Genomic DNA, 12505 nt, shown 5'->3' with positions numbered 1-12505 from the left:
CATCTGCGCAACTTGCGCCATTATGGTTGCTTTTGTGTCGTTTTTTCAACAGCGCGAAGCAGCAATGAAGGCAAAAGGCCTGAACAGCTCTCTAGGCTGCCCAGGCCTTTCAATGCTCAATAGAACCGTGCGCTTAGTGCGCCTCGTCCCAGTTCTTGGCTGCGTGCGCGTCCACTTGGATCGGCACGGTCAGGCGCACGGCGGGCTCCGAAGCGGTTTCCATCACCCGCTTGATCACCGGGATGGCCTGATCCTCAGTGCCCTCTGGAACTTCAAAGATCAGCTCGTCATGCACCTGCAGCAGCATGTCCGCCTCAATCCCGGCCTTCGCCAGTTCGGGTTCCATGCGGATCATGGCACGACGGATAATGTCAGCCGCCGAGCCCTGAATAGGCGCGTTGATCGACGCGCGCTCGACAAAGGCGCGTTCGGATGGATTGCCCGATTTCGCATTGGGGAACTGGATTTTCCGGCCAAAGATCGTTGTCACATACCCGTCGGTTTTGACGCGCGACTTCTGGGCTTCCATATAGTCCTTGATGCCCGGGAAGCGCTCGAAATAGGTCTTGATATAGTCGCCCGCTTCGCCGCGCCCGATGCCCAGCTGATTGGCCAGACCAAAGGCTGAAATCCCGTAGATAATGCCAAAGTTGATCGCCTTGGCGCGACGTCGCACGTCGCTCGGCATGCCTTCCACCGGCACGCCAAACATTTCCGAAGCCGTCATCGCGTGAATATCGAGACCTTCCTCGAACGCATCCTTGAGCGATCCAATATTGGCGATATGGGCCAAAACGCGCAGCTCGATCTGGCTATAGTCGGCCGAGATCAGTGTCTTGCCTTCGGGAGCGACAAAGGCCTGACGGATCTTGCGGCCGTCCGCCGTACGCACGGGAATATTTTGTAGGTTCGGCTCGTTCGACGATAGGCGCCCCGTAAGCACGGAAGCCTGCTGATAGGAGGTGTGAACGCGGCCCGTCCGGCGATTGATAAAGGTCGGTAGAGCGTCGGTATAGGTGCTCTTGAGCTTGGAGAGCTGACGCCAGTCGACGATGGTGCGGGCCAGCGGAATGCCCTTGGCGGCGAGATCTTCGAGCACATCCGCGCCCGTAGACCAAGCACCCGTCTTGGTCTTGGTGCCGCCTTCGAGGCCCATTTTATCAAAGAGGATTTCGCCGAGCTGTTTTGGCGAGCCAAGATTAAAGCTCTGCCCGGCCAGCTCATAGGCTTCGGCTTCAAATGCGGCCGCGCGCTGGGAGAAATCGCCCGAAAGCCGCGCCAGCATTTGCCGGTCAACCGTCACCCCGCGCGCTTCCATACGCGCCAGCACTGGTGCCAGCGGACGCTCCAGCGTTTCATAAACCGTCGTGGCGTTTTCTGCGGCTAGACGTGGTTTCAGCACATGCCAGAGGCGCAGCGTTACGTCGGCATCTTCGGCGGCGTAGCGCGCTGCGGCGGCAATTTCGAGCTGATCAAAGGTCTTCTGGTTCTTGCCGGTCCCCGCCAGCTCACCAAAGGAAATGGTTTTGTGCTCGAGCCAATGATCGGCCAACACATCCATGCCGTTATAGCGCGGACCATCGAGCGCATAAGAGATGAGCATGGTGTCATCAATCGGGGCCATAGCGATCCCGAGATTGGCCAATATCTCCATATCGTATTTGCAGTTCTGCCCGATCTTGAGAATGGCAGGGTTTTCCAGAACCGGCTTGAGCATGTCGAGCACGGTGCGGATCGGCAATTGCCCATCAATAAGGCCGCCACCTTCCAACAGGTCTCCAGCCTTGCTGTGACCAACCGGAATATAGATGCCCTCACCAATTTCGGTCGATAGACAGACGCCCACCAAATCCGCCGATTGCGGATCAAGCCCGGTGGTCTCGGTGTCGATCGAGACGAGCCCCTTGTCGATGATCTTTTCGATCATCGCGGCGAGGTCAGCTTCTGTGTTGATGATGCGATAGGCATCATAATTGACCGGAATGGCTTTTACCCGCGCATGCTCTTCAGCGGCGTGACGCGCAGGGCCGGTGCCCGGAACCACATTTGCGGCAAGCTTGGCCTTGGCCACGGAGAGGGATTTGGACTTTTCTGGCACGCCTTCCAGCGGCGTGTCGCCGCCAGCCCGGAGCTCAGGGTCCGCCTCGAAATCGTCTGGGTTGGCATCGAGATGGGCTGCCAAACGCTTGGTGATGGTGGCAAATTCCATCGCCTTGAGGAAGGGGAAGAGGTTGCTCGGCTCCATCGGCTGACGCACCAGGGCGTCGATGTCGAGTTCCACCGGCACGTCCTGCGAGAGCGTCACGAGGCGCTTGGAGATACGGGCCAGTTCGGCATTGTCGATCAGCTTCTGGCGACGCGCAGGCTGCTTAATTTCACCAGCTTTCTCCAGCAGCGTTTCGAGATCACCATAGGTATTGATCAGCTCTGCAGCCGTCTTCTGACCAATGCCCGGCACGCCCGGCACGTTATCGACCGTGTCGCCACACAGCGCCTGCACGTCGATAACCTTGTCCGGGGTCACGCCAAACTTGGTGAACACTTCATCGGGGCCAATCCAGCGCAGCGGCGGCTGGCCGGGGCGGGCGATAGTGTCGAGCAAGCGGATCGAACCATCGGGCTCAACCAGCTGCATCAGATCCTTGTCCGACGAAACGATCGTGACCTTAAAGCCCTGCTCGCGGCCCATGCGGGCATAGGTTGCCAAAATGTCGTCGGCTTCCCACCCTTCCATTTCAATGGAGGGGATGGAGAAAGCGCGGGTCGCCGAACGGGTCAGCGGAAACTGCGGCACCAGCTCTTCAGGCGCAGGCGGGCGCTGCGCTTTATACTGATCATAAATCTGGTCGCGGAAGGTCTTGCCCTTGGCGTCAAAGATTACGGCCATATGGGTGGGGCGATCATCGCCCTCCATATCCTGGGTGAGCTTGAACAGCATATTGCAGAACCCCTGCACGCAGCCGACAGGCAGTCCGTCAGATTTGCGGTTCAGCTGGGGTAGGGCGAAGAAGGCACGGAAGATGTAGCCCGAGCCATCAACGAGCAAAAGATGCATGAGACGATTCCCGTTTCGAGATTGGGTCCAGTTTAACCGCGGACGGCCTGACTTGGCACTGCTAAATGCCTAACCGTGTCAGTAAGCCCTATCACGTTGTAAAACAGGATGATTTTCCCATAGACGAAGAGCTCGGCCTCTCATAGGCTATAGGTCAGTGTGTTAGCCCTAATGCGCCGCAAGAGCGCGCATGGCTGAGGAGGGGGCGTTCACCTATGACTACGACTGTGGGGCAGGCTACAATTCTGGTGGCCGATGATGATGCATTGATCACCATGAATACGGTGGATCTGCTTGCCGAGCTTGGGCACATCGCGATTGAGGCTTATTCTGGCGCCGAAGCCCTAAAACTGCTCGAAGAACGTTCTGACATCACCGTTCTGATGACCGATTATTCTATGCCCGGCATTACCGGTATCGAACTGGCGGAAGCCGCTCAAAAGCTGCGCCCCGGCCTGAAGGTGCTTTTGGTCACCGGCTATGCCGAGCTGCCGCACAACCAATCCAGCGATCTACCGCGTTTGGAAAAGCCCTATCAGCTCGACGAACTCGACAGTATTCTCAATAAGCTTTTGGGCCGCGAGGCGTAAACTTAACGCAGGCCAGCTTTTTCAACGAGGCCGAGACGCTTGGCGTCGTAGTAATAGCCCCGAGCATAAAACTGCACTGATCGATCAGGATCGCCACCAGCGGTCATATAGGCCCCAGCCAGATAGCGCACGGCATAGCGCATATTGGTTTCGGCATCCAAAAGGCCTGCGGGTTCGCCGCGATAGCCCATGCCGCGCGCGGTTGCGTGGCTAATCTGCATAAGGCCGTAATAGGGGCCATTGCGGGCTGCGGGATTATAGGTGCTTTCGCGCACGATCACGCGGTGGATCAGGCTTTCTGGCACCTTGTACTGGGCCGCATAATGGGTCACCAGCGCATTGATCTTGCCGCGTGTGTCGGCATAGGCCATCACCACATCGGCAGGTGCTGTTGGGACCGCCGCCGCTTTCGGCACATGGCCGGCAGGCGTTGGCGTTGACACAGCCTGCTCGAGTGCAGCAGCTGCAGTCTGTCCCGCTCGGTTCCCCGCCATTGGCTTAATGCCAGCAAAGGAGCACCCCGCCAGCACAGTGGCAAGGATCAACGTAGCGGTGATGGTAAGCGGCCGTGCCGTCATTCGCATTCCCAGATTACCCGTCTGTAAAAATGCCGTATGCGCAAAACGCGGCGGCTTTGGGGCGGAGCCACGCGAGCGCAGCAAGTGTGATCGGACCGAGCATTCGGGCGCTTCTTGCGGCCACGATCTCGCCCAGAGTCTTGGATATGGCCAGTAAACCCAAATGGGTTTCATCGTTGCGAGCCATTGAACCTGCCCCGCCCTCTAGGGCCTTAGGCTTAAAGAGGGGTTAAGCGATAGGCCGCGACAGTCCTAAACGATCCAGCCCGTCTGGAAACACTATACCGAAAGGCCGATCCATGAGCTCACCTCAGACCGGCGATATCATTCGCATTCATTACACCGGGCGCTTTCCCGATGGGACTGTGTTTGACAGTTCCGAGGGGCGTGAACCTTTGGAGTTCACCCACGGGGTTGGTCAGGTTATTCCGGGGCTAGATCGTCACGTCGCGCAGATGCGCGTCGGTGATAAGTCCACCGTCACCATTCCGGCGGCCGATGCCTACGGTCCCCATCACGACGAAGCCGTTCAGGTAATGAGCCGCAACTTCGTCCCCGCTGGCATCCCCCTGGAGCTCGGCACGCAGCTGCAGGCCCGTGGTCCCGATGGCAGCCTCGTGACGATTACCGTGATCGATATGGATGATGAGACCATCACGGTCGACGCCAACCATCCGATGGCTGGCAAAGATCTCATTTTCGACGTCGAGCTGGTCGAAGTGCGCGCGCAGGCCTAATTAGGCTTGCCCAAAAGGCGGCGTCGAGCCGCCTTTATTGTCTCTGCGGTGGCGAAGAAGCGGCGCGGGCTGCTGCGGCCTTTGCGCGGGTCACGCAGCCTTCATGATGGTCATTAACGAGGCCCATCGCCTGCATAAAGGCGAAGACCGTAGTCGGCCCGACAAACTTCCAGCCGCGTTTCTTGAGCGCCTTTGAAAGCGCGATCGCCTCAGCCGATGTCGTCTGGCTCTGCGGTGGGCTTAGCGTTTTCGCCTCATACTGCCAGACAAAGCCTGCAATCGAGCCGGCCTCTTTGATCAACTCCTGCGCCCGCTGCGCATTATTGATCACCGCCTCGATCTTTCCCCGGTGTCGAACAATGCCGCTATTCTGCAAAAGGCGCTCGACATCGTCTTGGGTGAACTGGGCGACCGCGTCGATTTCAAAATTGGCAAAGCCGCGCCGAAAGTTTTCGCGCTTATTGAGGATCGTCCGCCAGGAGAGACCCGACTGAAACCCCTCAAGGCTGATCTTCTCGAACAGCCTGCGGTCATCGACAACCGGGAAACCCCATTCATGATCGTGATAGGGAAAGAATTCGGCGATTTCCCCGCACCAGCCACAGCGCGGCGCACCATCAGGGCCTGTCACTAGGCTCATCGCTTCCCTCGCATTCCATAAACACCTTGGTCATACTGCAGAAATTGGCACAAGCTGTCAGTAGGTTTTGGGGCACGTGGCCCGTGCTCGGCCATTCCGGGGCCAAGGCTCAGGCCCATAAAGGCCAGCCAAGTGCCAGAGATATGCCCCTCGGCGCCACGAGGTGTGGAGAGAACCCAAGGGGCCACATCGCTGGTTGCGAAAGCGCCATAGTTCCATTAGTTTGCCGCTCATTCATCGGGGTCTACCCCCGATTCCGGCCTGCACCCGTAGCTCAGCTGGATAGAGCGCTGCCCTCCGAAGGCAGAGGTCGTGAGTTCGAATCTCGCCGGGTGCGCCAAAAACTCACGCAGAAGTTGAAGCTGCTAATGCCGAGCCCAGCGTATCGGTGACGTCCTGAGCCCGCATGCTGGAGCAGCGCTTTCAGGCAATGATGTAGCGGGAGTAATCGTCCAGCACCGTAGACGGATACTTCCAACCCCAGCCGATGATCCTGAAATAGGTGAAATCGGTCTGCCCCATTTGATTGGGGCGGCTGGTCTTGGTGTGGAACTCATTGGCCGCCTTGATCACCGCATAGGCGGGGCTGGTGATCAGGTCATGGGCCTTGAGAAGCCGGTAAACGCTGGCTTCTGAGATAAAATAGCCTCTCTCATCGGTGAAGCGAACCGCAAGCTCCCTAGGGCTCAGATCAGGCTGCTCTAACGCCAGATCGACGACTTGCTGCTGGATTTGCTCAGGGATACGGTTCCAGACCCGGCTTGGCGCTGGGGATCGATCTTTCAACGCCTCAGGGCCACCATCGCAGTAACGATCGTACCAACGATAAAAGGTCCGTCGGGGGATGCCCAGTCGATCCAGCGTCTGTTTGGTTGGGAGATGCGATTGCTCAACCAGTCGGATAATCTCGAGCTTTTCTGATGCTGGATATCTCATTCGATTTCCTCCCCATCTGCGATCATGCTTTTTTAAAGTAAGCGGTTCTCAAGCGTCAGATCCGCAACGCATTCCTTGAGCGCGCTCGCCTCCCGGCGCAAATCCCGAACCTCATCACTGGTAGCGGCACGAGCAGTGTCTCCAGCCAAACGTCGCTTGCCAGCTTCTAAGAACTCTTTCGACCAAGAGTAATACACGCTCTGGGCGATGCCTTCACGCCGACACAGCTCCGCAATGCTGTCCTCGCCACGCAATCCGTCGAGCACGATCCGGATCTTGTCTTCGGCGGAAAAGTGTCGCCGCGTTACACGGCGAATGTCCTTCACAACCTGCTCTGCGGATGATTTCGTCTTGGATGTTTTTGTCGTCATTCTGGATCTTTCGTCACTCTGACGAGACCAGAACTCTCCTTAAATCGCAAACCCATTTCTGAGACATAGGTCCTGATGCCGTACAGATAGTGGCAGCAGATTTTGGCCAAGTTGATCGACAAAAAGGTCAGATGCAGCATGAGCCGAACCAGAAACAAGACTGAAGGCTGTAGCGTATACGGCGAGCTTGTCATTCATCAGTGTCCCCATTTTAAGCATCAGTGCAGCTCTCATGCAAGTGATACTGGCAGGGAAAAATAACGTCTAGATAAGGCGTTAGGACAATCAATTTTAGAAAGTTTCAATAAAATTTTATCTTTCTGGCTTGAGCTCTGCCTTTCACGCGTTAGCGGGATGGTTCACCAATTTTGTAGCGCCACGTCGTTTCATACGCTTGAGCCCACCGGCCGTTTCGGCTCTGTAAAGCGGTGGCCAGTCTTACCAAGTGTTGTCTATGTGAGCTGACGACGTCCGCTCTCCTGACTTGTCTGCGCGCGCCGTGCACGTCCTGCCGTCCAAGCGTGTCACGACAGTGTCACGATTCCGGTGCTACAGTGGGTACGTGCGCAGTTTCCTCACTGCCGCCTGCCTTTAAAACCGTTGATATCACGGCGGTCAGCCGCGCTGGATCGAATTTTCACGCGCTTTTTGGGAGCAGTCTGGGACAAATTTTTGATTTTCCCGCGAGAGCAAAATGTCCTCCTGAGAATCTGTGCATGATTGGATTTCAATAGAATTATCAGAGGGTTGTTCGGAGAATTCCCACTTTTTCGGTCCATTGCTCAGACTTGAAAATCCTGTGCCCAGCAGAGAAAACCTAGTCGGCCGCTTCAGGTTAACGGTTTGTCAATACCCTCGGGGGTGAAGCCACGACGATATTGCAGAACATGGCATGCGCTAAAGTGCGATAATTCCCCTCAGGCTTTGTCATAGCCGATGAGAGGAATATCGACATGCGTCGCACGTCATCCATTGGTGCAGCAACAATTGCTGCTATCGCACTTTCCCTGACCGGTGTTCTCGGCGCCGTTGCTCAGGACGCTGCCATTTCGGGTACCACGCTCACCGTGTACACCCCGAATGAAGAAGGCATGCTGGAAAGCCTGATCCCAGTCTTTGAAGAAAAGTCCGGTGTTCAGGTCCAGATTATCACCGCAGGGACCGGCGAACTCTACCAGCGTATCCGTTCGGAAGCGTCGAACCCACAGGGCGACGTGCTGTTCGGCGGCGGCGCAGCTCAGGCTGCGGCCCACACTGAATTCTGGGCTGAATATGTTTCGCCAAACAATGAATTCATGGTTGAAGCTGGCAAAAATGCTACGGGCTTCTTCACCCCATACCAAGCTGACGGTTCGAACCTTCTGGTTAACACCGAAGCGACCGCTGCTGCTGGCATCGAAATCAAGTCCTATGCAGACCTGCTACAGCCAGAGCTGAAGGGCAAGATTGCCTTCGGCGACCCAACGGCGTCCTCGTCTGCCTTTGCTCAGCTCACCAACATGCTCAAGGCTGTTGGCGGCGACTATGAATCCGACGCTTCGTGGGATTTTGTTGGCAAGCTCGTGACCCAGCTCAACGGCATCACCATCGGTTCGTCCAGCCAAGTAGCTAAGGACGTTGCCGCAGGCGAGTATATCGTTGGCCTTACCTACGAACCGCTTTCGCTCAACTTCGTCCTCTCGGGCGCGCCGGTCGAGATCGTTTACCCGTCTGAAGGCGCAGCCTTCCTGCCGGCAACGCTCCAGGTCATCAAGGGTGCACCAAACGAAGCTGCTGCCAAGGCCTTCGTGGACTTCATCATCTCTGAAGAAGGCCAGACCATTCTGGCGGAACAGACCGCTGGTCGTCCGCTGCGTGATGGTGTTGTCAAGCCAGGCCTGCCAGCCCTGTCTGACATCCCGACCATTCAGGAAGATGGCGCATACGTAGCAGCGAACCGCGATGCGATCGTTGCTAAGTACCGCACGATCCTCGAAGCTAATTTCTAAGAACGTTTAACAACCAATAGGAGCAGCCCGGTGACCAGCATCGCGCTGCGCTCTCTGCGCAAAGAGTACAACGGCCAGGTCGCGATCCCAAATCTCGATCTGGACATTCATGAAGGTGAATTCTTCACGCTTCTTGGCCCCTCAGGCTGCGGCAAGACAACCTTGCTGCGCATGATCGCCGGCTTCAATTCCATTGAATCCGGAACGATCTCTTTTGACGACGTCGTCATCAATGATCGTTCGCCAGCGGCGCGAAACATCGGCATGGTGTTCCAGAGTTATGCCCTTTTCCCGCAGATGACTGCGGCGAAGAATGTTGCCTTCGGGCTGCAGACTCGCAAAGTCGAGAAGGCGGAGGCCGCTGAGCGTGTCTCCGTCGCCCTCAAGCAGGTCCACATGGACCATCTTGCGGATCGTCTGCCGGGCCAAATGTCGGGCGGACAGCAACAGCGTGTGGCACTTGCCCGTGCTCTGGTGATCAAGCCGGCCGTTCTGCTGATGGACGAACCGCTGTCCAACCTTGACGCCAAGCTGCGTGTTGAGATGCGTGACACCATTCGCGAAGCGCAGCGCGCTTCCAAAATTACCACCGTATATGTCACCCACGACCAGGAAGAAGCCATGGCCGTGTCTGATCGTATCGCGGTGATGAACCAGGGTGTGGTGCAGCAGTGCGATACGCCCGCTGAAATCTACCGCAACCCGGCAAATCGCTTCGTGGCTGAGTTCATTGGCAAGACCAACCTTATCGAGCGCGAAATTGAAAAGCGCGGCGATCAGACCGTTGTCGATCTCGGCGACGGCGTTGTGCTGGACGTGACCAATCGCATCGATCCGGCGGCCACGGGCAAGGTCCAGATCTCGGTCCGCCCAGAGGCCGTGCACGTCGGCGACAATGGCTTGCCAGCGGAAGTGGTCGAAGAAACCTTCCTCGGCTCACATTCGCAAATCCGTGCGCGTCTGAGCACTGGCGAAACCGTAGAATTCCTTGAATTCTCGATCCGCGACGCGCTCTGGCAGCGTGGCGACAAGGTGTCCTTGGTCTTCAAGGATGACGTTTTGACCTATTTTGATGCCGTCACTGGCGTTTCGATCACGCGGAGCAAGTCCAAGTGAGCGCAACTCGGCAAAAGTTCGACGGTTGGACCACGGTCGCCGTCGTTCTCTCCGCTGGCTATTTGTTGATGGTGATCTGGCCGTTGATGACGGTCATGTTCAACAGCTTCAGCGCCGACGGTGAGTTTTCGCTGGCGGGCTTTGAGAAGTTCTTCTCCTCGCGCCTTTATTATTCCACCCTGTGGAACAGCGTTCTCGTCACGGTCTGCGTGACGGTTCTGGCGCTCGCCGTGGCTTTCCCGCTCGCCTATTTCATGACCATGTTCCGCGTCCGCGGTTCCGGTATCATCCAAATCCTCATTCTGGCCTCCATGATGTCGCCGCCGTTCATTGGCGCTTATTCTTGGATCCTGATGCTGGGCAACAACGGCATGGTGACCCAGCTCATCCAAGATGTATTCGGCGTCAAACCGCCGAGCATCTACGGATTCCCGGGCATCATCCTGGTACTTACCCTGCAGCTTGTGCCGCTGATCTTCACCTATCTCATGGGTGCTTGGCGCACGGTCGACGTGTCGCTGCTCGAAGCCGCTGAAAGCATGGGGGTTACGGGGCTCCGTCGCGCGTTCCAAGTTATTGCGCCGCTGCTCTGGCCAACGGTTCTGGCAGGTTCGCTCTTGGTTTTCGTGCGTGCCTTCGCCGATTTCGGTACACCAATGCTGATCGGGCAGGGCTTCCGCACGGTTCCCGTGTTGATCTACTCGTCCTTCGTCGGTGAAGTGGCGACCGACCAGAGCTTTGCCGCTTCGGTCGCCGTCATAGTCATCCTCGTGACCATGTCGATCTTCCTGTTCCAGAAATATCTGGCCAGTCGTCAAAAATTCTCGATGACGGCGATGCGCACCATCGAGCCAAAGCAGATCAAGGGTTGGGCAAACTTCGGCGTTCACGCCTATGTCTATTCCTTCCTCTTCCTCGCGCTTGCGCCTCTGGTGGTGGTGGTCATTTCCTCGTTCCGCAACACCCTGTATGGCCAGTTCGTCGATGGGTGGGGCTTTAAGAACTATGTCGGTTCGCAGCGTGATATCTGGCGCTACATCGGCAACACTTTTGGCATTGGCCTCACCGCTCTTGCCATTCTGGTGGTGATCGCTGTTCTCGTTGCCTATCTCGTGGTGCGCCGTAAGGGCTGGCTCAGCAATCTGCTCGATACCATGACCATGGTGCCCTATGTGGTGCCGGGCTTGGTTATCGGTATTGCGCTGATCACGGCCTTCTCGACCGGCCCGCTGATCCTCACCGGTTCGGCGCTGATCATGGTGCTGTCACTGACCATCCGTCGATTGCCCTATTCGGTGCGCTCTACGACCGCGCTCATGGGCCAGCTCAACCCAGCCATTGAAGAAGCGGCGATGAGCCTAGGCGCGTCCAAGTGGACAACCCTCACGCGCATCATCGTTCCGGCGCTCGGCCCGGGGATTCTCTCGGGCGCGGTGCTGAGCTGGGTGACCATCATCACCGAGCTGTCGACAACGCTTTTCCTCTACAACACCGGCACACAGACCCTGGCGCTCGGCATCTATGCTGAAGTTATCCGTGGTCAGTTGGGCACGGCCGCTGCGCTCTCGACCATTCTTCTGGTCCTGACCATGGCCTCACTCTTCCTGCTGATGAAGCTGGGGAATAAGGACATCAAGATCTAAGCCAAGCGCTTATCGAGACTACAAAAACAAACCGGGCCATCGCGAGGTGGCCCGGTTTTTTCTTGCGTCGATGCAAAGGGAATTAATCCCAAACGTCGGTCATAGCTTGCGCGACATAGTCGAGATGCGCCGTCATCGCGGCGCTTGCAGCGTCCGCATTCCCGGCCAAAACGGCATCTGCAATAGACACGTGGTCGGAAAGAATATGCGCTCGAACGGCATCGATATCGCCAAGGTGCCGGTGAAACTGCTCGTCGACCGCTCCGGTCCGCGAGGCCCAAAGACCTTCCAGCGTTTCGCGCAAAACGCTATTGCCGGATGCTTCAGCCAGCGTCATGTGCAAAGTGCGGTCGCTGTCGGACGACCATTGCCCGGATGCTGTCTCTTCGCCCATGCGGATTAGCGTTTGCTTGAGACGCTCTCGACCGGCAGGAGAAATGCCTTGGCTGGCCAAGGCCGCCGCTTCCGGCTCTAAAAGACGTCGCACGGCCATAATTTCAACGGGCGATGCACTCTGCTCGGGAAGATCGGTTTCGCGGGCCAAAGGCCCTTTAACGAAAGCGCCGACGCCAACACGCACCTCGACCAGGCCGGCGACTTCCAGCGCGATCAGCGCTTCGCGTACTGTAGGGCGAGATACGCCCAGGCTTTGGGCCAAGTCGCGCTCTGAAGGCAGCTGTACGCCGGGCGCGACCGCGCCAGCCGCGATCTGATCGCGGATCTGATCGGCAATCTGGATATATAGTTTTCGGTTTGAAACGGCCTGTAGTTTCATGACCACCTCCACAACACACCATAGGCATTACCGGTCAACCTGTCTACTGGTCAGACCACTTGACAGGCGTGCTAAC

The 12505-nt window shown here is 57.3% G+C and carries 9 protein-coding genes, 1 tRNA gene and 2 pseudogenes; 6 read left to right on the top strand and 6 right to left on the bottom strand.

Annotated features, from left to right (window positions below):
* Positions 1-133: 133 nt before the first annotated feature.
* The gene (gene polA / locus JHL21_RS15985) at positions 134-3055 is read right to left on the bottom strand and encodes a DNA polymerase I (protein WP_200214589.1); all 2922 of its coding nucleotides are present in this window, start codon (positions 3053-3055) and stop codon (positions 134-136) included.
* 215 nt (positions 3056-3270) lie between these two features.
* Here polA and JHL21_RS15980 point away from each other — a divergent pair, with 215 nt between their 5' ends.
* A complete protein-coding gene (locus tag JHL21_RS15980) occupies positions 3271-3645 on the top strand; it encodes a response regulator (protein WP_200214588.1) in 375 nt (124 codons plus the stop codon).
* A 2-nt stretch (positions 3646-3647) separates the two neighbouring features.
* Here the strand turns inward: JHL21_RS15980 and JHL21_RS17830 are convergent.
* Positions 3648-3989 (bottom strand): annotated as a pseudogene (locus JHL21_RS17830) (transglycosylase SLT domain-containing protein); the annotation flags it as partial.
* A 533-nt stretch (positions 3990-4522) separates the two neighbouring features.
* Between JHL21_RS17830 and JHL21_RS15970 the strand changes: the two are divergent.
* Positions 4523-4960, top strand: coding sequence for a peptidylprolyl isomerase (locus JHL21_RS15970; RefSeq protein WP_169196945.1), 438 nt, complete (start codon positions 4523-4525; stop codon positions 4958-4960).
* Between the two features lie 34 nt (positions 4961-4994).
* On the opposite strand, the gene JHL21_RS15965 is transcribed toward JHL21_RS15970, so the two are convergent.
* Positions 4995-5600: a DNA-3-methyladenine glycosylase I gene (locus JHL21_RS15965; RefSeq protein WP_200214587.1), complete on the bottom strand. Its 606-nt coding sequence runs from the start codon at positions 5598-5600 to the stop codon at positions 4995-4997.
* Between the two features lie 263 nt (positions 5601-5863).
* Here JHL21_RS15965 and JHL21_RS15960 point away from each other — a divergent pair.
* Positions 5864-5940: transfer RNA gene (locus JHL21_RS15960), tRNA-Arg, on the top strand.
* 17 nt (positions 5941-5957) lie between these two features.
* Here JHL21_RS15960 and JHL21_RS15955 read toward each other — a convergent pair.
* Positions 5958-6907, bottom strand: a pseudogene (locus JHL21_RS15955) (transposase); the annotation flags it as partial.
* On the bottom strand, positions 6904-7101 hold the full coding sequence (locus tag JHL21_RS15950) for a hypothetical protein (RefSeq protein WP_200214586.1): 198 nt from the start codon (positions 7099-7101) through the stop codon (positions 6904-6906). The gene JHL21_RS15950 and the pseudogene JHL21_RS15955, both read right to left, overlap by 4 nt.
* A gap of 759 nt (positions 7102-7860) precedes the next feature.
* Between JHL21_RS15950 and JHL21_RS15945 the strand changes: the two genes are divergently transcribed.
* Genes JHL21_RS15945 through JHL21_RS15935 form a run of 3 tightly spaced genes read left to right on the top strand, consistent with a single transcriptional unit; the run spans position 7861 to position 11654 of the window.
* A complete protein-coding gene (locus JHL21_RS15945) occupies positions 7861-8895 on the top strand; it encodes an extracellular solute-binding protein (protein WP_199532583.1) in 1035 nt (344 codons plus the stop codon).
* A 30-nt stretch (positions 8896-8925) separates the two neighbouring features.
* Positions 8926-10011 (top strand): ABC transporter ATP-binding protein, encoded by a 1086-nt coding sequence (locus JHL21_RS15940; RefSeq protein WP_169196220.1) that lies wholly within the window; start codon positions 8926-8928, stop codon positions 10009-10011.
* Positions 10008-11654: an iron ABC transporter permease gene (locus JHL21_RS15935; protein WP_200214585.1), complete on the top strand. Its 1647-nt coding sequence runs from the start codon at positions 10008-10010 to the stop codon at positions 11652-11654. Before JHL21_RS15940 ends, JHL21_RS15935 begins: the two co-directional genes overlap by 4 nt.
* Before the next feature lie 82 nt (positions 11655-11736).
* On the opposite strand, the gene JHL21_RS15930 is transcribed toward JHL21_RS15935, so the two are convergent.
* On the bottom strand, positions 11737-12429 hold the full coding sequence (locus JHL21_RS15930) for a FadR/GntR family transcriptional regulator (protein ID WP_200214584.1): 693 nt from the start codon (positions 12427-12429) through the stop codon (positions 11737-11739).
* Between the last annotated feature and the right edge of the window lie 76 nt (positions 12430-12505).

Origin of the sequence: Devosia sp. WQ 349K1 (genome assembly GCF_016595685.1) — a bacterium.
Classification (GTDB): Bacteria; Pseudomonadota; Alphaproteobacteria; order Rhizobiales; family Devosiaceae; genus Devosia.
Note: the sequence above shows the minus strand (reverse complement) of the source record. Positions and strands in the feature narration are given on the sequence as shown.

Excerpts from the sequence above, each read along its gene's own strand:
- polA (WP_200214589.1), bottom strand. The coding sequence starts at position 3,055 with ATGCATCTTTTGCTCGTTGATGGCTCGGGCTACATCTTCCGTGCCTTC.
- JHL21_RS15965 (WP_200214587.1), bottom strand. The coding sequence starts at position 5,600 with ATGAGCCTAGTGACAGGCCCTGATGGTGCGCCGCGCTGTGGCTGGTGC.
- JHL21_RS15970 (WP_169196945.1), top strand. The coding sequence starts at position 4,523 with ATGAGCTCACCTCAGACCGGCGATATCATTCGCATTCATTACACCGGG.
- JHL21_RS15950 (WP_200214586.1), bottom strand. The coding sequence starts at position 7,101 with ATGACAAGCTCGCCGTATACGCTACAGCCTTCAGTCTTGTTTCTGGTT.
- JHL21_RS15980 (WP_200214588.1), top strand. The coding sequence starts at position 3,271 with ATGACTACGACTGTGGGGCAGGCTACAATTCTGGTGGCCGATGATGAT.
- JHL21_RS15930 (WP_200214584.1), bottom strand. The coding sequence starts at position 12,429 with ATGAAACTACAGGCCGTTTCAAACCGAAAACTATATATCCAGATTGCC.
- JHL21_RS15945 (WP_199532583.1), top strand. The coding sequence starts at position 7,861 with ATGCGTCGCACGTCATCCATTGGTGCAGCAACAATTGCTGCTATCGCA.